This is a genomic window from Streptomyces sp. NPDC060028 (assembly GCF_042736725.1).
GTDB lineage: Bacteria > Actinomycetota > Actinomycetes > Streptomycetales > Streptomycetaceae > Streptomyces.
The window spans coordinates 14,331-33,138 of the sequence record NZ_JBHWVJ010000062.1 but is presented as its reverse complement, the minus strand read 5'-3'; the positions used below and the strand labels follow the sequence as shown (position 1 = coordinate 33,138).

17 protein-coding genes and 1 riboswitch are annotated in these 18,808 nt (G+C 72.7%); of the genes, 3 read left to right on the top strand and 14 right to left on the bottom strand.

Annotated elements, in window-relative coordinates; all coding sequences use genetic code 11:
• Positions 1–52: 52 nt before the first annotated feature.
• From ACFWBF_RS26510 to ACFWBF_RS26490, 5 genes are all read right to left on the bottom strand, one after another.
• Positions 53–994: an ROK family glucokinase gene (locus tag ACFWBF_RS26510; RefSeq protein WP_385606265.1), complete on the bottom strand. Its 942-nt coding sequence runs from the start codon at positions 992–994 to the stop codon at positions 53–55.
• Between the two features lie 61 nt (positions 995–1,055).
• A complete protein-coding gene (locus tag ACFWBF_RS26505; RefSeq protein ID WP_385606263.1) occupies positions 1,056–1,529 on the bottom strand; it encodes a DUF5304 domain-containing protein in 474 nt (157 codons plus the stop codon).
• 76 nt (positions 1,530–1,605) lie between these two features.
• On the bottom strand, positions 1,606–2,817 hold the full coding sequence (locus ACFWBF_RS26500) for an ArsA family ATPase (RefSeq protein WP_385606261.1): 1,212 nt from the start codon (positions 2,815–2,817) through the stop codon (positions 1,606–1,608).
• 126 nt (positions 2,818–2,943) lie between these two features.
• The gene (locus tag ACFWBF_RS26495) at positions 2,944–3,387 is read right to left on the bottom strand and encodes an SRPBCC family protein (RefSeq protein ID WP_385606259.1); all 444 of its coding nucleotides are present in this window, start codon (positions 3,385–3,387) and stop codon (positions 2,944–2,946) included.
• Between the two features lie 107 nt (positions 3,388–3,494).
• Positions 3,495–4,277, bottom strand: coding sequence for a metallophosphoesterase (locus ACFWBF_RS26490; protein WP_385606257.1), 783 nt, complete (start codon positions 4,275–4,277; stop codon positions 3,495–3,497).
• A gap of 228 nt (positions 4,278–4,505) precedes the next feature.
• Here ACFWBF_RS26490 and ACFWBF_RS26485 point away from each other — a divergent pair, with 228 nt between their 5' ends.
• Positions 4,506–6,302, top strand: coding sequence for an AMP-dependent synthetase/ligase (locus ACFWBF_RS26485; protein WP_385606255.1), 1,797 nt, complete (start codon positions 4,506–4,508; stop codon positions 6,300–6,302).
• A gap of 12 nt (positions 6,303–6,314) precedes the next feature.
• On the opposite strand, the gene ACFWBF_RS26480 is transcribed toward ACFWBF_RS26485, so the two are convergent.
• From ACFWBF_RS26480 to ACFWBF_RS26450, 7 genes are all read right to left on the bottom strand, one after another.
• On the bottom strand, positions 6,315–7,931 hold the full coding sequence (locus ACFWBF_RS26480; protein WP_385606253.1) for a GMC oxidoreductase: 1,617 nt from the start codon (positions 7,929–7,931) through the stop codon (positions 6,315–6,317).
• A gap of 153 nt (positions 7,932–8,084) precedes the next feature.
• A complete protein-coding gene (locus ACFWBF_RS26475; protein WP_385606251.1) occupies positions 8,085–9,227 on the bottom strand; it encodes a glycosyltransferase family 4 protein in 1,143 nt (380 codons plus the stop codon).
• 24 nt (positions 9,228–9,251) lie between these two features.
• Entirely contained in the window at positions 9,252–10,397 is a 1,146-nt protein-coding gene (locus ACFWBF_RS26470; RefSeq protein ID WP_385606250.1) for a hypothetical protein, read from the bottom strand.
• Positions 10,398–10,421: 24 nt separating this feature from the next.
• The gene (locus tag ACFWBF_RS26465; RefSeq protein ID WP_385606248.1) at positions 10,422–11,477 is read right to left on the bottom strand and encodes an NlpC/P60 family protein; all 1,056 of its coding nucleotides are present in this window, start codon (positions 11,475–11,477) and stop codon (positions 10,422–10,424) included.
• A 247-nt stretch (positions 11,478–11,724) separates the two neighbouring features.
• Complete coding sequence (locus ACFWBF_RS26460) at positions 11,725–12,753, bottom strand: NlpC/P60 family protein (protein ID WP_385606246.1); 1,029 nt, start codon at positions 12,751–12,753, stop codon at positions 11,725–11,727.
• A 252-nt stretch (positions 12,754–13,005) separates the two neighbouring features.
• Positions 13,006–14,370 (bottom strand): NYN domain-containing protein, encoded by a 1,365-nt coding sequence (locus ACFWBF_RS26455; protein WP_385606279.1) that lies wholly within the window; start codon positions 14,368–14,370, stop codon positions 13,006–13,008.
• Between the two features lie 39 nt (positions 14,371–14,409).
• Positions 14,410–14,649: a hypothetical protein gene (locus ACFWBF_RS26450; protein ID WP_215027827.1), complete on the bottom strand. Its 240-nt coding sequence runs from the start codon at positions 14,647–14,649 to the stop codon at positions 14,410–14,412.
• 136 nt (positions 14,650–14,785) lie between these two features.
• Between ACFWBF_RS26450 and ACFWBF_RS26445 the strand changes: the two genes are divergently transcribed.
• Together ACFWBF_RS26445 and ACFWBF_RS26440 are read left to right on the top strand one after the other, a co-directional pair.
• Positions 14,786–15,508: a rhomboid family intramembrane serine protease gene (locus ACFWBF_RS26445; protein WP_385606244.1), complete on the top strand. Its 723-nt coding sequence runs from the start codon at positions 14,786–14,788 to the stop codon at positions 15,506–15,508.
• Positions 15,505–15,786 carry an Lrp/AsnC ligand binding domain-containing protein gene (locus ACFWBF_RS26440; RefSeq protein ID WP_365917310.1) on the top strand — a complete coding sequence of 94 codons (282 nt, stop codon included), beginning with the start codon at positions 15,505–15,507 and terminating at the stop codon, positions 15,784–15,786. The genes ACFWBF_RS26445 and ACFWBF_RS26440 overlap by 4 nt, the downstream gene beginning before the upstream one ends.
• 50 nt (positions 15,787–15,836) lie before the next feature.
• Here ACFWBF_RS26440 and ACFWBF_RS26435 read toward each other — a convergent pair whose 3' ends face one another.
• Both ACFWBF_RS26435 and trpD read right to left on the bottom strand, forming a co-directional pair.
• Complete coding sequence (locus ACFWBF_RS26435) at positions 15,837–17,225, bottom strand: aminotransferase class V-fold PLP-dependent enzyme (RefSeq protein ID WP_385606242.1); 1,389 nt, start codon at positions 17,223–17,225, stop codon at positions 15,837–15,839.
• A gap of 215 nt (positions 17,226–17,440) precedes the next feature.
• A riboswitch (SAM riboswitch) is annotated at positions 17,441–17,557 on the bottom strand.
• Between the two features lie 80 nt (positions 17,558–17,637).
• Positions 17,638–18,702 carry an anthranilate phosphoribosyltransferase gene (gene trpD / locus ACFWBF_RS26430; protein WP_385606240.1) on the bottom strand — a complete coding sequence of 355 codons (1,065 nt, stop codon included), beginning with the start codon at positions 18,700–18,702 and terminating at the stop codon, positions 17,638–17,640.
• Positions 18,703–18,808: the final 106 nt, after the last annotated feature.

The following is an 18,808-nucleotide window of genomic DNA, read 5'->3' as shown; positions in this document are numbered from 1 at the left end:
AGACTGCCCGCCGCTCCCCAGGGGGCGCGGCGGGCAGTTCGAGTCGTACGGGTCAGCCCTGGCGGGCCAGGTCCGCCGCGCCGACCAGGCCGGCCTTGCCGCCGAGCTGCGCGGCGAGCACCTGCGCGTGCGGCCGCCACTGCCCGCCGATCAGCCAGCGCCGGAAGGACTTGCGGATCGGGTCGAGGACGAGTTCGCCCTCGTCGGAGACCCCGCCGCCGACGATGAACGCCGACGGGTCGAAGAGGGAGGCCAGGTCCGCGAGGCCCGCGCCGGCCCAGCGGGCCAGTTCGCGGAAGGAGTCCACCGCCACGGCATCGCCCTGCCGGGCGGCCGCGCTGATGTGCTTGCCCTCGATGCCCTCGACCGTGCCGTCCCCGAGCGCGAGGAGGATCTGCGCCCGCTCCGGGGTCGCGTTGGCGCGCTGCTTCGCGTACCGGACGAGCGCGCGCCCGGAGGCGTACTGCTCCCAGCAGCCCTGGCTGCCGCACCCGCACAGCAGGCCGTCGGGGACGACCCGGATGTGGCCGAACTCGGCGGCGACGCCGAAGCGTCCGCGCCGCAGCTTGTTGCCGATGATGATGCCGCCGCCCAGGCCGGTGCCGAGCGTGATGCAGATGACGTCGTCGTGGCCCTGCCCGGCGCCGAAGCGGTATTCGCCCCAGGCCGCGCAGTTCGCGTCGTTCTCGACGACGACGGGCAGGCCGATGCGCTGCTCGACCTTGTCCTTCAGCGGCTCGTGCCGCCAGTCGATGTTCGGCGCGAAGAGTACGGTCGCGCGCTTGTCGTCCACGTATCCGGCGGCGCCGATGCCGACGGCGTCGATGGTGTGGTTGCTGCTGACTTCGGAGACGGCGGCGCAGATCGCGTCCGTCACTCCGTCCGCGGTCGGCGGGGTGGGCACCTTGTACGTCTCAAGGATGGTGCCCTCTTCGTCGACCACGCCGGCCGCGATCTTCGTGCCGCCGATGTCGACGCCGATGGTGAGTCCCATTAGTCCCTCGGTTTCCGGTCAAACCCCGCCGCCGTCAACGGTACCCGAGTGAGCAGCAGGATCAGTCGAGATCGATCCGCTCGCCGCCGCCGCCGTCGCCCTCGTCACGGGGGTCGTCGCGGGGGTCGTCGCGCGGGTCCTCGGCACTGCCGCGGGCGGGCTCGCCGCGGGTCCAGCGGCGCTCGTGCCCCTCGACCGCCGAGCGGTAGGCGGCGAGGAGCTCGGAGCCGGCCGCGGCGAGGTGGTCGAAGACCTCGGGGTTGCGCTCGATGACGGGTTTGGCGGCGTTCTTCGCCTGGTCCACGAACTGGCGCACCGCGCCCTGGGCGGCGACGCCGAGCAGCGGGTTGTTGAGTGCGGAGACCTTGTCGGCGACGGCCTCGAAGAGTTTGAACAGCTCCTCGGCGGCGGTCCCCGTGGCCCCCGCGCCGGCGCCCTGCTCCGTGCGGAGCCGCTCCTTCTCCGCGGCCAGGTCCTCGGCGCAGGCCTTGGCCCAGGCGTCTTCGTCGGTGGGGCGGTCGGTGGCCTCGCTCATGGCGGACTCTCCTGCGGCGGCTGCTGGGCGTGCGGTACGGGCTACCTTCGACGTTACCCGAATGGTGGTAGGGCGTTCAGTGCGTCCGTGGCCAGAGGTCGGGGTCCGGGGTGAAGCGGATGCGGAGCCGGTCGTCGGCGAGGGCGGCGCCGGAGACCGTGCAGCGGCGCAGCGCCCCCGGCAGGGAAACGATCCTGCGGTACGGGCCGACCGTGAGCAGCAGCTCGTCGCCGCGGCGGATCAGGTCGAGGTCGCGCTTCTCGGCCCGGGGCAGCGGTACCGCCCAGACGAGTACCCCGTCCTCGGCGAGCCGGTCCTCGACGGGCCAGGCGGGCCGGAGCCCGGCGGCGGCGCCGGCCGGCCCGGCCGATCCGGCCGGCTCCAGCGACTCGGCCAGTTCCGTCAGGTCGGCGAGGCCGCGCGGGTCCCGCCCGAGGTGGGCCAGCTCCCGCAGCGGGACGTCGAGGCACCACTCGTCGGCGAAGGCGCGCTGCTGGGCCGCGAGGGAGGCGAGCCAGGGATCGGGGGAGTCCTTCGGCACCAGCCGGTTGACGACGAGGTCGCCGATCCGGACCTGGTGTAGGGCGAGCCCGAGCACCCCGGTCCGCAGCGCCGCGGCGGCGGCCGGCCCGGGCTCGGCGACGAGCCGTACCTCGGTGGTGGCGTCCTCCACGACGGCCTGCACGGCGGCCAGCTCCTCGTCCCAGCGCGCGGCGGCCTCGTACAGCCACTGCGCGGGCATCGGCACCCCGGCCAGCTGGGCCAGTACGGGACGCAGGGCGCGGGCCGCCTGGCGCTCCGCGGGCAGCAGCCGGGCGAGGTAGCGGCGCAGCTGTGCGGGGAGCGCGAGGGTGGTCACCGTCTGATGCAGCGGCGGCATGTCCACGACGACGAGGTCGAAGGCGGGCGCGGCGGCGGCCCGCCGCAGGGCGCGCAGCAGCGCGAACTGCTCGGCGCCGGGCAGCTCGGTGAGCTCGTCGGCCCCGAGCGGGCGGGCGCCGACCATGCCGAGGAGGGTGGAGCCGCGCTCCTGGAGGGCGACGAGCTCTTGGCGGAACTCCTCGCCGGAGTCGATCCGGCCGGCCCACAGGTTCGCCGCCACGGGTGCGGCGCGCAGCCCCGCCACGAGCTCGGCGGGCTCTCCCGTCGGCGCGCCCACCAGCGCGGCCAGCGGGTCGCCGGAGAGCACCAGCACCCGCCGCCCGTCGCGGGCCGCGGCGAGGGCGGTGGCGGCGGCGACGGTGCTCCGCCCTGCCCCTCCGGGGCCGGTGATCAGCAGCATGGTCATGGTGCGGGTGCTCCGGGGTTCGATTGGTGCGCGGCGGCACTGCTGGGACTCCGCCCCAGACCCCGCGCCTCAAACGCCGGCGGGGCTGAAATTGCCCTGCGGGCAATCCAGCCCGCCAACGGCGGGTCAGGCGACGGACTCGACGCGCTTCTTCAGGCCGGCCAGGGCGCGGTCGATGATGACCTTTTCCGCCTTGCGCTTGATCATGCCCAGCATCGGGATCTTGACGTCCACGGTCAGCTGGTAGGTGACCTCGGTGCGCTCGCCGCCGTCCAGCGGCGCCAGCAGGTACGAACCGTCGAGCTGGCGGAGCATCTGGGACTTGTCCAGGGTCCAGCTGACCTCGTCCGCACCCTTCCAGGTGTAGTTGAGGGTGTGGTCGTCCTTGATCGCGCCGGCGTCGAGCAGCAGCCGGACCTTCTCGGCCCGGCCCTCGGCGTCGGCGGCCAGCACCTCGGCCTCCTTCACCTCGCCGGTCCACTCGGGGTAGCGGGCGAAGTCGGCGATCACGGCCATGACGTCGGCCGGGGCCGCCTCGATCGTGATGCTCGAGCTGGTGTGTTCCGCCATCGCGGTCGCTCCTCCGTGGGTGTACCTCCCAGCGGTGGCTGGGGGAGAGTAGTCGAGGAATTGTGCGGCCTACGGCCGCCGCGTGAAGGCTATCGCGCGCGCAGACCTCACCACTCCAGGGCCCACGGCCGCCCGGTCGCCGCGAAGTGCCCGACGTTCACGCACTCCGTGCCGCCGATCCGCATCCGCCGGGCCAGCGGCTGGTGCACGTGCCCGAAGAGCGCGTACCGGGGCCGGGTCCGGCGGATCGCGGCCAGCAGCGCCTCGCTCCCCCGCTCGAACCGGCGCGCGACCGTGTCGTAGCAGAGCTCCGGCACCTCCGGCGGGATGTGCGAGCACAGTACGTCGACCTCGCCCAGCGCCTCGACCTTGGCGGCGTACTCCTCCTCCGCCACCTCGTACGGGGTGCGCATCGGCGAGGGCAGGCCGCCGCCGACGAAGCCGAAGACCAGGCCGCCGATCTCCGCCCGCTGGCCGTCGAGCACGGTCAGGCCCGGGCCCGCGTACTCCTGCCAGAGGGCGGGGACGTCGACATTGCCGTAGGTGGCGTACGTGGGGCTGGGGAAGGCGGCGAACATCTCGGCGTACTGGCGGCGCACCGCGCCCTCGATCAGCCGCTCCCGGTCCAGCCCGTCCCACAGCCGGCGGCCGAATTCGCGCGCTTCCTCGAAGCGGCGGGCCGTGCGCAGCTCGACGATCCGGTCCGCGTTCTCGACGCCGAAGAGGTCGGGGAAGATGCCGCGCGAGTGGTCGGCGTAGTCGAGGAAGAGCACCAGGTCACCGAGGCAGATCAGCGCGTCGGCGCCGTCGCCGGCCCGGGCGAGGGCCTGCGCGTTGCCGTGGACGTCGCTGACGACGTGGATCCGTGTGCTGCTTTTCCTGCCACCCATGCCGCCACCCTAGGGGCGCTTGGCCACGGCGGGTAGTGGCAGCGGCTCAGGCGGCCGGACCTGCGGTTACTTCCGAGTCCAGAACGGGGTCGACTACTGTCGGCTCGGTACCGGCGCGTCGTGTGACGCACGGAACATCTGGCCGGTTCCCTCTATCGGGAACCCACTACCGGTGGGTAACGTCCGGTCGGTCCACACGTGGCGATGGCGCCCAGAGGAGCAGCAGTCTTGCGCGAGTTCAGCCTTCCGGCCCTGTACGAGGTCCCGTCGGACGGGAACCTGACGGATCTCATCCGCCGCAATGCCGCTCAGCATCCAGACACCGCCGTGATGGCGCGCAAGGTCGACGGCCAGTGGCAGGACGTGACCGCGACCGAGTTCCTCGCCGAGGTGCGTGCCGCGGCCAAGGGCCTGATCGCCTCCGGCGTCCGCCCCGGCGACCGGGTCGCGCTGATCTCGCGTACCCGCTACGAGTGGGTGCTGTTCGACTTCGCGATCTGGAGCGCGGGCGGCGTCACCGTCCCCGTGTACGAGACCAGCTCCCCCGAGCAGATCCAGTGGATCCTCGGCGACTCCGGCGCCGTCGCGGTCGTCGTGGAGTCCCCCGGGCACAGCGCGTCCGTGGCCGCCCTGCGCGAGCGGCTGCCCGACCTGCGCGAGGTCTGGGAGATCGAGCAGGGTGCGCTGGAGAGCCTCAAGGCCGCCGGCGCCGGGGTCACCGACGCCGAGGTGGACGAGCGCAGCAGCCTCGCGGGCGCCGACGACGCCGCCACCATCGTCTACACCTCGGGCACCACCGGCCGTCCCAAGGGCTGTGTGCTGACCCACCGCAACTTCTTCGCCGAGTGCGGCAACGTGGTGGAGCGCCTGAGCCCGCTCTTCCGCACCGGTGAGTGCTCGGTGCTGCTCTTCCTGCCGGCCGCGCACGTCTTCGGGCGCCTGGTGGAGGTGGCGGCCGTGCTGGCGCCGATCCGGCTGGGCTGCGTACCGGACATCAAGAACCTGACCGACGAGCTCCAGTCGTTCCGGCCGACGCTGATCCTGGGCGTCCCGCGCGTCTTCGAGAAGGTCTACAACTCGGCGCGCGCCAAGGCGCAGGCCGACGGCAAGGGCAGGATCTTCGACGCGGCGGCCGAGACGGCGATCGCGTACAGCCGCGCGCTGGACGCCCCGGGCGGCCCGTCCTTCGGGCTCAAGCTCAAGCACAAGCTGTTCACGAAGCTGGTCTACAGCAAGCTGCACGGGGTCCTCGGCGGGCGCGGCGAGTACGCGATCTCCGGCGGCGCCCCGCTGGGCGAGCGGCTCGGACACTTCTTCCGCGGCATCGGCTTCACGGTCCTGGAGGGCTACGGCCTGACCGAGTCCTGCGCGGCCACGGCCTTCAACCCGTGGGACCGCCAGAAGATCGGTACGGTCGGCCAGCCGCTGCCGGGCTCGGTGGTGCGCATCGCCGACGACGGCGAGGTGCTGCTGCACGGCGAGCACATCTTCAAGGAGTACTGGAAGAACGAGACGGCGACCGCCGAGGCGCTGACCGACGGCTGGTTCCACACCGGCGACGTCGGCACCCTCGACGAGGACGGCTACCTCGCGATCACCGGCCGCAAGAAGGAGCTCATCGTCACGGCGGGCGGCAAGAACGTCGCTCCCGCGGTGATCGAGGACCGGATCCGGGCACACGCGCTGGTCGCGGAGTGCATGGTGGTGGGCGACGCGCGGCCGTTCGTGGCGGCGCTGGTCACCATCGACGAGGAGTTCCTGGGCCGTTGGGCCGCGGAGAACGGCAAGCCGGCCGGGGTGACGGCGGCGGAGCTGCGCGAGGACGCGGAGCTGATCGCCGCCGTCCAGAAGGCCGTCGACGACGGCAACGCGGCGGTTTCCAAGGCGGAATCGGTGCGGAAATTCCGCATTCTTCCCTCCCAGTTCACGGAGGAGTCGGGCCACATCACGCCGTCGCTGAAGCTGAAGCGCAACGTGGTGGCGAAGGACTTCGCGGACGAGATCGAGGCGCTTTACCGGGGCTAGTCCCCGTCCCCCTTACCGCGGGTCCTCGGCGAGGATCCGGGCCATGTTCCGTTCGGCGAGAGCGGTGATGGTCACGAACGGATTGACGCCGAGCGACCCGGGGATCAGGGAGCTGTCGACGACGTACAGCCCCTGGTACCCCTTGGCGCGGCCGTAGTCGTCGGTCGCGGCGCCGAGCACGCAGCCGCCGAGCGGGTGGTAGGTGAAGTTGTCGGCGAAGGCCCTGTTGTCGCCGAACAGGTCGTACCGGTAGATGGTGAAGTTCTTCCGGTTGATGCGGTCGAAGAGGTTCTTCGCCGCGTTGACCGAGGGCGTGTTCTGGTCCCGGGTCCAGTTCAGGCGCGCCGAGTCGGCGGCCGCGTCGTACGTGAAGTGCCCGCGCTCGGGGTTCTTGGTGATGGCCAGGTACATCGAGATCCAGTGCTCGATCCCCATGGGCAGCGGGGCGATCTCCGCGAAGACCGGGTTCGAGGCGTTGTCCCAGTCGTCGATGCCGAGGGCGGGCATGGTGGCCTGGTTGGCGCCGACGGTGTCCCACAGGTGGTTGGCGCGGGCGGTCATGACGTTGCCGTTGTGGCCCCAGCCGAGCCCGACCTTGTCGTTCAGCGCCGGGAGGGTGCCGGTTTCGCGGGCCCGGAGCAGGATCTCCGTGGTGCCCAGGCTCCCGGCCCCGAGGAACAGCTGCCCGCAGCCGAGTTCGCGCACCTGGACGACCCTTCCCGTGACGTCGCTGGTCCGCACGGTCAGTACGTATCCCCCGGCGGGGTCCTGGCGGACGCCGACCACGCGCTGCATGGTCTCGATGGTGACGTTGCCGGTGCCGAGTGCCGCGGCGAGGTAGGTCTTGTCGACGCTCTTCTTGCCGTGGTTGTTGCCGTAGATGACCTCGCCGGCGAGCGCGGACCTGGTCGCGGTGCCGGCGGCCTCGCGCTTCATGTACTCGAAGTCGTAGACGTTGGGGACGAAGGTGGTCTTCAGGCCGGTGTTCTGGGCGTGCTTGCGGGAGATCCGGGCGAAGCGGTACCACTCCGTGGACTCGAACCAGGCGGGGTCGATGTCGTTGACGCCGAGCATGGCGCGGGCGCGGGGGTAGTAGGTGCCGTACATCTCGTCGGCGTCGACCTGCGGGAGCACCTCGGAGAAGTAGGACCGCTTCGGGGTGGGCGCCATCCCGCCGTTGACCAGTGATCCCCCGCCGACGCCCCGTCCCACGTACACGGACATGTCGCCGTAGTTCACGCGGTCCAGGACTCCGGGGTACGGGCTGATGTTGCGGTTGACGACGTCCAGCCAGAGGAACTGCGCGAGGGGTGCCTCGGTGCGGGTGCGATACCACATGGAGCGCTGGTCGGGAGCGGACGTGGAGGGGAAGACCTTGCCGTCGGGGCCGGGGGTGTCCCAGAGCCGTCCCATCTCCAGGACGACGGTACGCACGCCGGCCTGTCCGAGGCGCAGGGCGGCGACGGCGGATCCGTAGCCGGAGCCGACGACGATGGCGGGGGCGTAGTGGGCTGCGCCCGGCTCCACGGCGGAGGCGGAGGCCAGGCCGATCCGGGTGAAGCCGAGGGCCGCGGCCGTCTGGAGGGCGCCGATCCCCAGAAGGTGACGACGCGTCAGGTTTGGTGTCATGGGCGCATCATGGGCGGAATCCGGCCTTCCAGCTAGACGCCGCCTTGACAGGCATCTGAGAGACAGTCAGACATGGCTCCGGCAAAAACCGGCCTCGCCGGCATGTGAGCGCGGGGGTCCGGGGGCGCAGCCCGCGCATCGGGGCCGCACCTGTCAGAGCAGCTCGCGCAGGCGCTCCGCCAGGAGGTCCCAGCGCCACTTCTCCTCGACCCAGGCGCGCCCGGCCGCGCCCATGCGCGCCCGCAGGGCCGGGTCCTGGAGGAGGGCGACGATGCGGTCCGCCGCGTCCTCGGGGGACCCGCCCCGCACGACCCACCCCGTCTCCCCGTCCAGCACCGCGTCCGGCGCGCCGCCCGAGTCCCCCGCCACCACCGGCAGGCCCGTCGCCGACGCCTCCAGGTAGACGATGCCGAGTCCCTCCACGTCCAGCCCGCCCCGCCGGGTCCGGCACGGCATCGCGAAGACGTCCCCCGCGCCGTAGTGGGCGGGCAGTTCGGACCAGGGGACCGCCCCCGTGAACACCACCGAGCCGGCGACCCCGGCAGACGCGGCCAGCGCCCGCAGGTCCGCCTCGTACGGCCCGCCGCCGACCACCAGCAGCACCGCCTCCGGCACCGCCGCCAGGATCCGCGGCATCGCCTCGATCAGCGTGTCCTGCCCCTTGCGCGGCACCAGCCGGGACACGCACACCACCACCGGCCGCTCCGTGAGCCCCAGCCGGGCCCGCACCTCGGCGCCGCCCGACCCGGGGTGGAAGGTCTTCTCGTCGACCCCCGGCGGGAGTTGCACCATGCGCGCCGCCGCCCGCCGCGTCACCGCCGAGGCGATCCGCGAGCGCGTGTACTCCCCCAGGTACGTCAGCGTGTCCGTGCCCTCGCCGATCCGCCGCAGCAACTGCCGCGCGGCCGGCAGCTGCGCCCAGCCCGCCTCGTGCCCGTGCGTGGTCGCGACGATCCGCCGCGCCCCCGCCCGCCGCAGCGCCGGACCCATCAGCCCGAGCGGGGCCGCCGCGCCGAACCACACCGACTCGCAGCCGTGTTCGCGCAGCAGGCCCACCGCCCGCCGGGTCACCCGCGGTGTCGGCAGCAGCATCGTCGAGCGGTCGCGCACGACCTGGAAGGGCTGCTCCGCGTCGAAGGCCGCGGTGGCCTCGCGGCCCTCCGCGCCGTGCTTCCAGGTGGAGGCGTAGACGACGATCCGGTCCGGATCCAGCCGCAGCGCCATGTTGTGCAGGAAGGCCTGGATGCCGCCCGGTCGAGGCGGGAAGTCGTTGGTCACGATCAGCGTCTTGTGCATCGCCTGCCGACATTACCGGAGCCGCTACCGGGCCAGCTCCCGGCGCAGGTCCTCCTGCCAGGCCCGGGTCAGCCCCGCCTGGTCCGTCCCGAGCGTCTCCTGGAGCGCCGTCGCCAGCGGCTCGCGCCCCGCCTTCCCGTACAGCGCGACCAGCGCCGCGTCACCCCACCGGTCCGCGATCAGCCGGCAGGCCAGCCACGCGCCCTCGTACGCCCGCGCCAGCGCGTCCGCGTCCCCGCCGAAGGCGAACGCCTCGTTGGCCGGGAGCGCGCCCGGCAGCTCACCCGCCCGCACCGCGCGGCCGAGCGTCGGCGCGGCCCGCACCGGAGCGCTGCCGCTGCCGCTGCCTCGGTACGCCGCCCAGTCCGCGAAGCCCTCGGAGAGCCACAGCGGGGTCGTCGCGGTGGTCTCCGCGCGGGTGGCCACATGCGTGGTCTCGTGGGTCAGGATGATCCGCCGACCCTCGGCCGTGAGCTGCCCGTACCCCTCCGGGTTGACGACGACCCGGTCCGCGGCGGCCGGGGCGCCGCCCACCCGCCCCACGGTGACCGCGCCCAGCCCCCGGTACTCGTCGGCCGGCCGGCCCAGCAGCTGCGCCATCCGCTCCAGCGACCCGGGGACCAGCACCACGACCCGCCCCGCCCAGGGCCCGGGCCAGGCGGCGCTCACCGCCGGGACCGCCCGGTCGGCTTCGGCGGCGACGGCGGCCAGGGTCCCGGGGCTCTGACCGGCGCCGCCCAGCACCAGTGCGTGCGCGCCCCGCTCCACCGTGACGGGCCCCTGGTCCCACAGTTGCGGCAGCGCGCCCGGCGCGGGCCGGTCGGCGGTGACCCGCCATCCCCCGTCGGCCGCGGCCGCCAGCTCGACCTCGCGGGCCGATCCGGCGGGGGCCGCGTCGTAGCCGGTGAGCCGGTAGTGCAGCTCCGCCCGCGCGAAGGCCCGTACGCCGTCCTCCCGGACGGAGGTGACCTCGTACGACCACCCCTCCAGCGGGAGCCCGGCGAGCCCCTCGGGCGGGGCCGCGGACCACGCGGCCACGGCGCGCCGTACCTCGCGTCCGGCGGTGTCGGCCGGCCGCGCCCCGGGCCCGCACCCGGCCAGGAGCGCGCTCAGCAGCATCGGCAGGGCTCGTACGGCGGTACGACGGAGGGGGTGGTGCGCCGGCAGCATCAGCCGATCGTACGCACGGCAGGGTCAGGGGCGGGTCACCGAGGACACCGGCATCATCCCGACGGGGTCGTACCGCACCCGGGCCCCGGGGTACGGGGCGTGCACCACCTGCCCGTTGCCGACGTACATGCCGACATGGCTGGCGTCCGAGCGGTACGTCACCAGGTCGCCCGGCTGCGCCTCCGAGAGCGGGACGCGCCGGCCGGCGTACCGCTGGGCCTGCGAGGTGCGCGGCAGGGAGACGCCCGCCTGGCGGTAGGACCACACCATCAGCCCGGAGCAGTCGAAGCCGGAGGGCCCGGTGGAACCCCACACGTACGGGCGGCCGACCGCGGACCGGGCCGCCATCACGGCGGTCGCGGCGCGCCCCGAGGAAGGGCCGAGCGAGGGCAGGTCGGGCGGCCCGTCGGGGCGGCCGCCGGAGCGCGAGGCACGCTCGAAGTCGGCGCGTTCCTGTGTGGGCATCGCGTTCAGCAGCCGGCGGGCGGCGGCGAGCTTCGCCGTGACCGCCCGCTTCTGCCGGGCCACGTCCGCGCGTACGACGTCCAGTTCGGCGAGCTTGCGGGAGGCCTCCTCGCGCTGCAGGGCGAGCCGGCGCTGCTCGGAGCGCAGTTCGTCGAGGCGGCGGGCCTGGGCTCCGGTCAGCCGGTCGAGGGCGGAGGCCTTCTCCAGGTAGTCGTCCGGGCTCTCGGACAGCATCAGCTCGACGGCGGGATCGATGCCGCCGGAGCGGTACTGGGCCCCGGCGAAGGTGCCGAGGATGCCCCGCATGGTGTTGATGCGGTCCTGGCCGCGGGCCACCGCGTCCTGGGTCCGGTTGACCTCGGCGCGGAGCTTGTCGGCCTTCTCCCCCGCCTCGTTGAAGTGCTCGGTGGCCTGCTCGGCCTCCTCCAGAAGCCGGTCGACCTGGGCCCGGGCGCTGGTCTTGCCCCCTCCGACCGGTTCGTGGGGCAGGCCGGGGGCCGCGCTCGCGGATGCGGCCGTCATGGCGACCGCGGCTCCCGCCGCGGCGGCGGTGAGGACGGTGACCTTCGTGTGCCGGTCGAGGGCACTGAGCCCGGGCCGGCGATGGGACGCCACGTGAAACCGCTCCCTTCCGCTGCGCGGGGCCCGGGTCCGCCCTCCGTGGACGGCCGTGTGCCGGGTTCCGCGCTGGCAGACAGTAGCCGCGTGGACACGCACCGGCCAACGACCGCCGACGGGCACACACAGTGACGCCCCACCGGAGACGCAGGTCACCGGCGGGGCGTGTGGTCAGAGCGGGGCCTCGGAATTCGCCCGGATGGGCGGTCTACGGCGCGCCTTGAGGGGGTGTCCGGGGCGGACGTCAGCCGACGCGGACGCCGAACTGGAAGGGCATGTTGTTCATCGATTCGTACTTGACGCCGCCGCGCGGGTTCGAGGCGTGCAGCACCGTGTTGTTGCCGGCGTACAGGCCGACGTGGTGGAGGTCGTCGTAGAAGAAGACCAGGTCGCCCGGCTGGAGCTGGCTCTTGCCGATCCGGGTGCCGTCATTGATCTGCGTGAACGTGGTGCGCGAGATCGAGACGTTGGCCTGCTTGTACGCCCACTGGGTCAGGCCCGAGCAGTCGAAGGAGTTGGGGCCGGTGGCGGAGGGGACGTACGCGCTGCCCAGCTTGGTCTGGGCGGCGGCGAGGGCGGCCCCGGCGCGGCCGGAGGGCTTGACGTCGCCGAGGTCGACGCGGTCGTTCTGCCCACGGCTGGCGCGGCTGTCCTCGTCCTTGAGCTGCGTCCGCTCCTGGGCGGTCAGGGTGTTGAGGAGCGCCTGGGCCTCGGCGAGCTTGTCCGTCGAGGCCTTCTTCTTCTCGCCGAGCTCCTTGCGGGTGGCCTCGAGGTCGGTGAGCTTGCCCGCGGCCTCCTGGCGCTGCTGCGCGAGGCTGCGCTGCTTGGCCTGGATCTTCTGGACCGCTTCGACCTGCTTGCCGCTCAACTGCTCCAGCGTGGAGGCCTTGTCGAGGTAGTTGTCCGGGTCGGCCGAGAGGAAGAGCGCGAGGGACTGGTCGATGCCGCCGGTGCGGTACTGGGCGCTCGCCATGGACCCGAGGGTGCCGCGCAGGTTGTTGAGGTCCTCCTGGCCACGGGCGACCTGGTCCTGGAGCTGCCCGATTTCCTTCTCGAGCTTGTCCTGGTGCTCCTTGGCCTTGCTGAACTTCTCGGTCGCCTGCTCCGCCTCTTCGTAGAGGGCGTCGACCTTGCTCTTGACCTCGTCCTTGCTCGGCTTGGCCGGGGCGGCGTTGGCGGCCTGCCCGGTGAGGGCCACGGCCGCGGCCGCGGTGACGGTGAGCACGGTCACGCGAGTGCGGGTCGGCTGCTTGGGTCGACGGTGGGACGCCACGAAGGCGAGCTCCTTCTTCCTAGAGCCGCCGAAGAACGCAGCTCGGCGACACCTTCGCTGCCACCCCGAATGGGTGATCTACCGCACGAAGGTTTGAGGTGACCCTAGTGACCCTTCTGTGATCAGTTCAAATCCTGCAAGGAAAAATTTCGCTCGCCGACCAGCTTCTTTACCTAGAGAGCACGCTCTGTGCAGACCACTTGACGGTACGTTCCCTCGGAGCCCTGCCAATTCCGGCATTCGACCCAGTAGTTATGAAACGCGCGAAAGCCGCTTCAGCAGCAATGCGGACGCCACCGGTCGTGCACCGGCCTTGGCCACCCCGTCGGCGACCTCACGGTCGGTGGAGACCACGACCACGGGCCGGCCCGGCGGCTCGGCACGCACCAGTTGGCGGATGAGCTCGTCCGCCGTCACCCCGGCCTTGGAGAACAGCACCCGCACCCCGCGGGGCGGCGCGAGCAGCACGGGGGCCGCCAGCTCCGCGCCGTCGAAGACACAGGTCATCTCCGCGCCCGTCTGCGCGGCGAGCATCGACAGCCCGCCCAGCAGCCGCAGCCGCTGCTTCTCCAGCGGCATCGTCGGATAGCCGGTCTTGGTGACGTTGTAGCCGTCGACCACCAGATGGGCCTGAGGCAGCGCCAACAACTGGTCCAGCAGCGCCGGATCGGTCTCCGACAGGGCGCGCGCCGCGATGTCCTTGGGAGTCATCAGGCCCGGCTCCACCGCGTCCACGGTGTCCGCCGGCCGCGTGGACACCGGCGGCAGCGCCAGCTCGCGGCGCAGCCCCGCCGCCGCGTCCAGCACGGTGTCGAGCAGCAGGCGCAGCCGCATGTCCTCGATGCTGCGGCCCTCGCGGGTGGCCCTGCGCGAGGTCTCCAGGGCCGTCTCCACCTCCGCGAGGCGGGACTTGAGCCGTCGGCTCTCGCTCTCGGCGACGGCCACCTGGGCGGCCGTCTCACCGCGGATGCCGTCGATCTCGGCGTTCACCTTGCGCAGGGCCGCCTCGCCCCGCTTGACGTCGCTGAGGGCGCTGCGCAGCTTGCGCTGAAGCGATTCCGCTTCCTTGCGGGCCGCGTCCAGCTCGACCCGCACCTGTTCGCCGCCGGTGCGCTGCAGCTCCCGTACGTGGGCCAGTTCCTCGCGGAGGCGGTCCAGCTCCCGCCGGGCCTCCTCGCCGACGCGCTCGGCGTCGGCACGCTGCGCCTCCTCGCCCGCGGCGGCCACCAGCTTCACCCAGCCGGCCGGCCGCAGCACGTACGCGGCCGCCGCCACGTCCAGCGGATCGGCGGCGGCGGGCGGGGCTCCGGACTCCAGCGCCCCGGCGAGGTCGGCCTGCGCCTCGCGGAGCTTCTCGGCGACCCGGCCGCGGAAGACGGCGTCGGTCTCGACGGCCGTCGCCATGGCATTGCCGGCGAACTTGGCGCGCCGGGTCGGGGTGAAACGGGCGTACTGGCGCAGCTGCGCCGGGAGGTCCGCGACCGTCAGACCGCCGAAGGCGTCCGAGACGAGCGCGACGACCCGGCGCCGCACGCCTTCCGGCAGCGGGCGGTCGAGCACCTCCGCGGCGTCGCCGGCCGCGTCGGCCGGCTCACCGCCGCTTGCTGGCTCCACAATCCGTCACCCCTACCGTATGTACGTGTGGGCACGGCTCCGTCAGGAGTCCGCGCCCGGCCTGTCCACGAGTTCGATCTGGTCCACCGCGTTGCACCAGCGGCAGCGGACCGACTCGATGGTCTCATTGACCACCTCGCGCTCCTCGACCTTCGGCTCCCCGGCGAGGTCCAGGTGGACGTATTCCACGACCTTCGACGAACGGGTGACGTCGAACCGCGTGAGGTTGCCGCACAGGGTGCAGCGCCACCGGGTGGTGTCGGTCGGCTGGGGAACCGTCATCAGGCCGCTCTCTCCTTCAAGGCTCGTTCAATGCATTCAATCAAAGCCGCCCGCGCGTGCGTGGCGGACGGCGCAGCTCGTAACCCTACGGCCTGCCACCGCTCCAAGTGGGTCGGCTTGGGTCATGCTCGGTCGCATGATCGTAAGGTGGCAGGCCCTGCGCGAGGCCGCCCGGGGCCCGGTGGTCACGCACACGCTCATCGCCGCGTGCTGTGTGGTGTTCCTCCTCGGCCCGGCGTCGGGCCTGAACCCGGGCTACGGGACGGGCGGGGAACTGCTGGTCTCGGGGACGGCGTACTTCCGGCGCTGGGGCGTGGTCCCGGACGAGCTGTTCACGGGGGACCGCCGCGCACTGCTGACTCCGCTGACGGCACTGTTCATCCACGGCAGCTGGCTGCACCTGCTGGGGAACATGCTCTTCCTCCACGTCTTCGGCGCGATGACGGAGCGACGGATGGGCCGGGCGGAGTTCCTCTGCTTCTACGTCTGTACGGGCTACCTCGCCCTGGCCGTGTACGCGGCGGCGAACGCCTCCTCGGACCAGACGCTGGTCGGCGCGTCCGGGGCGATCTCGGCGGTGCTGGGGGCCTTCCTGTGCCTGTTCCCCAAGGCCCGGGTGACGAGCCTGTTCCCGTTCCTGTTGTTCCTGCCGCTGCGCTTCCCGGCGTGGATCGTCCTGCTCTTCTGGTTCGCACTCCAGTGGCTGGCGGCGCACCGCGCGGGCAGCGGTCCGGGGGTCGCCTATCTGGCCCACGTGGTGGGCTTCTCGCTCGGCTTCCTCTACGCGTGGGTCCGCTACCGGCGTACGACTAGAGTGAGGCGACCAGCGACGGCCAGCGAGGGAGACAGCCAACCGTGATCACCGCGATCGTGCTCATCAAGACCAGCGTGGACCGGATCCCCGAGATCGCCGAGTCCATCGCCGCGCTGGACAGCGTCAGCGAGGTCTACTCCGTCACGGGTACGTACGACCTGATCGCGCTCGTCCGTGTCGCCCGCCACGAGACCCTGGCGGACATCATCCCTGGCCGCATCAGCAAGATCCCGGGCGTGGAGGTGACGGACACCCACGTGGCGTTCCGCACGTACTCCCAGCACGACCTGGAAGCCGCCTTCGCCATCGGCCTGGACGCCTGACACCTCCGGCGGGGTGAGCGGTCCGGGCACCGCTTCCCCCGGCCGGGCCGTCAGACGGCGGGGACGCAGCGGCCCTCTTCCGTGCGGTACTCCCACTTCGCGCCGTCCTCGACCAGCTCGCGCACGGCGCGGACGAAGCGCTCCACGTGCTCGTCGGGGGTGCCCGCGCCGAAGCTGACGCGGATGGCGTTCAGCGAGCGCTCGCCGGGGGCGGCCTCCGGGGCTCCGCATTCGCCCTGGGCCTGGGGTTCGCTGCCCAGCAGGGTGCGGACCAGCGGGTGGGCGCAGAACAGCCCGTCGCGCACGCCGATCCCGTACTCCGCGGACAGGGCCGCCGCGAAGTGGGAGCTGTTCCAGCCGTCCACCACGAACGAGATGACCCCGACCCGCGGCGCGTCGTCGCCGAAGAGGGACAGGACCCGCACCGCCGGGACCTCGGCCAGGCCCGCGCGGACCTGGGCGATCAGCTCCTGCTCCCGGGCCACCAGGGTGTCGAAGCCCGCCTCGGTGAGGGCGCGGCAGGCGGAGGCGATCGAGTACACGCCGATGACGTTCGGGGAGCCGGCCTCGTGCCGCGCGGCGGTGGTGTGCCACTCGACGTCCACACCGCCGTCCTCGCGCCGGGCGACCTTGCGGGAGGCGCCGCCGCCGGCCAGGTACGGCTCGGCCTGCCGGAGCCAGTCCGCACGGCCGGCCAGCACGCCCGAGCCGAAGGGGGCGTACAGCTTGTGTCCCGAGAAGGCGACCCAGTCCACGTCGAGGTCCTGCACCGAGACGGGGTGGTGCGGGGCCAGCTGGGCGGCGTCCAGCACGATGCGCGCGCCGTGGGCGTGCGCGGCCGCCGCGAGTTCCTTCACGGGCCACAGCTCACCGGTGACGTTGGAGGCGCCGGTGACGCAGACCAGGGCCGGGCCGTAGGGGTCGCGGGCGGCCAGCGCGCGCTCCAGGGTGGCGACGGCCTCGTCCGGGGTGCGCGGCGCGTTGAGGTACGTGACCTGCGCGTTCACCCACGGCAGCAGCGAGGCGTGGTGCTCGGTCTCGAAGACGAAGACCTGGCAGTCGGCCGGGAGCACGGCGGCGAGCAGGTTCAGCGAGTCGGTGGTGGACCGGGTGAAGATCACCTGGTCGGCGGCCCGGCAGTCGAGGAACTCGGCGACCGTGACCCGGCTCTGCTCGAAGAGGTCGGTGGAGAGCTGCGAGAGGTAGCCGGCACCGCGGTGCACGCTGCCGTAGTACGGGGCGTACGCGGCCACGTCGTCCCAGACGCGCTGCAGGGCCGGGGCGCTGGCCGCGTAGTCGAGGGCGGCGTAGGTGACCTCGCCGCCGGTGACGAGCGGCACGGTGACGTCGCGGCCGAGAACCGGCAGCGGCCCCGCACAGACGGGGTCGACGGGGGCGGTCACGGCGGCGGGGGCGGCGGCGTTCTGGTACGTGGACATGGCGGTATCTCCCGGCAGGACAGGCGCAATGGCTTCGGATGGCCCGTACGTGGGTGCGCGGATGCGCGGACGCACACGTGCAGTGGTACGGGAGTTGCCTCGACGCACGGACGACTGAGGGCCGCACGGAGGGTGAAGAAGGGGCGGACTCGCCCTATCGCATTCGCTTGCTCACGGAAAAACTCCTCGAGAGACCAGGACCCCTGGTGTCGAGGGATCCGCGCTTGCCGTAGGCCTTTGTGCCTACGACCTGGTCATCACCCGGGGCACCCCGCCACGGAAGGAGGGTTGCCGGACAGCAAGCCGGGGCCTAAACGCTGTCACTCGTGACCTGCCGAGCATCCTGCCACAAGATCCCTCCGCCGCAAGACCCCGGTCCACATTCCGGACCGGGGATCTTGGCCGAAAAGGATCAGCGGTTGCTGGCCTGCACCCACCGGGCCAGCGACGCCCGGGCCGCGCCCGAGTCGATGGACTGCGCCGCGCGGGCGATGCCGGCCCGCAGCTGCTCCTCCAGCGTGCCCGTGCCGGGGTCCAGGGCCACCAGCGCGGCCGCCGAGTTCAGCAGCACCGCGTCGCGGACCGGACCCGTCTCGCCGGCCAGCAGGCGCTGGGCGATGTCTGCGTTGTACGAGGCGTCCGCGCCGCGCAGCGCGGACACGTCGACGAGGTCGATGCCGACGTCGCGCGGGTCGAAGGGCTGCTCCTCGACCTTGCCGTCACGCACCCACCACACCCGCGAGGTCGCGGTCGTGGTCAGCTCGTCCAGGCCGTCGTCGCCCCGGAAGACCAGCGCGGAGGAGCCCCGCTCGGCGAGCACGCCCGCCACGATGGGGGCGATCCGGGCGTCGGCCACACCGGTCGCCTGCGCCCGCACCCGGGCCGGATTGGTCAGCGGGCCCAGGAAGTTGAAGGTGGTCCGGATGCCCAGCTCCTTGCGGGCCGCCGCCACGTGCCGCAGCGCCGGGTGGAACTTCACGGCGAAGCAGAACGTGATCCCGGCCTCCTCGACGACCTCCACCACCCGCCGGGGGGTGAGGTCGAGGTTCACGCCGAGCTTCTCCAGGACGTCGGAGGACCCGCTCGCGGAGGACGCGGCCCGGTTGCCGTGCTTGACCACCTTGGCGCCGGTACCGGCCACCACGATCGCCGACATCGTGGAGATGTTCACCGTCTGGGCGCCGTCGCCGCCGGTGCCGACGATGTCCACCGTCCGGCCCGGCACCTCGATCAGGTTGGCGTGTTCGTACATGGTGCGCACCAGGCCGTTGATCTCCGCGACCGTCTCGCCCTTGGCCCGCAGGGCGACCGCGAAGCCGGCGATCTGGGCGTCGGTGGCCTCCCCGCGCATGATCCTGTCCATGGCCCAGGCCGTGTCGTCCGCGCCCAGGTCCCGGCCGCTCAGCAGGGCGTCGAGGACGCCCGGCCAGCTGGAGGCCGCCACGCTGTCGCCGCCTGCCGGGGTCACAACGGTCATGGTCCGCTCCTGCTGCCAGTGGGGATTCCACGTCGGATGGGAAGGCCCTCAGCCTATCCAGCACAGATGAACGGCAAAGAGCCCCGTCCAATGATTGGACGGGGCT

What these genes read in the sequence shown, in the direction of transcription:
- ACFWBF_RS26470 (WP_385606250.1), bottom strand. Translation starts at nt 10,397, where the DNA reads ATGCTGCCGGCGCACCACCCCCTCCGTCGTACCGCCGTACGAGCCCTG.
- ACFWBF_RS26510 (WP_385606265.1), bottom strand. Translation starts at nt 994, where the DNA reads ATGGGACTCACCATCGGCGTCGACATCGGCGGCACGAAGATCGCGGCC.
- trpD (WP_385606240.1), bottom strand. Translation starts at nt 18,702, where the DNA reads ATGACCGTTGTGACCCCGGCAGGCGGCGACAGCGTGGCGGCCTCCAGC.
- ACFWBF_RS26450 (WP_215027827.1), bottom strand. Translation starts at nt 14,649, where the DNA reads ATGACGGTTCCCCAGCCGACCGACACCACCCGGTGGCGCTGCACCCTG.
- ACFWBF_RS26490 (WP_385606257.1), bottom strand. Translation starts at nt 4,277, where the DNA reads ATGGGTGGCAGGAAAAGCAGCACACGGATCCACGTCGTCAGCGACGTC.
- ACFWBF_RS26435 (WP_385606242.1), bottom strand. Translation starts at nt 17,225, where the DNA reads ATGTCCACGTACCAGAACGCCGCCGCCCCCGCCGCCGTGACCGCCCCC.
- ACFWBF_RS26500 (WP_385606261.1), bottom strand. Translation starts at nt 2,817, where the DNA reads ATGACCATGCTGCTGATCACCGGCCCCGGAGGGGCAGGGCGGAGCACC.
- ACFWBF_RS26475 (WP_385606251.1), bottom strand. Translation starts at nt 9,227, where the DNA reads ATGCACAAGACGCTGATCGTGACCAACGACTTCCCGCCTCGACCGGGC.
- ACFWBF_RS26505 (WP_385606263.1), bottom strand. Translation starts at nt 1,529, where the DNA reads ATGAGCGAGGCCACCGACCGCCCCACCGACGAAGACGCCTGGGCCAAG.
- ACFWBF_RS26445 (WP_385606244.1), top strand. Translation starts at nt 14,786, where the DNA reads ATGATCGTAAGGTGGCAGGCCCTGCGCGAGGCCGCCCGGGGCCCGGTG.
- ACFWBF_RS26480 (WP_385606253.1), bottom strand. Translation starts at nt 7,931, where the DNA reads ATGACACCAAACCTGACGCGTCGTCACCTTCTGGGGATCGGCGCCCTC.
- ACFWBF_RS26495 (WP_385606259.1), bottom strand. Translation starts at nt 3,387, where the DNA reads ATGGCGGAACACACCAGCTCGAGCATCACGATCGAGGCGGCCCCGGCC.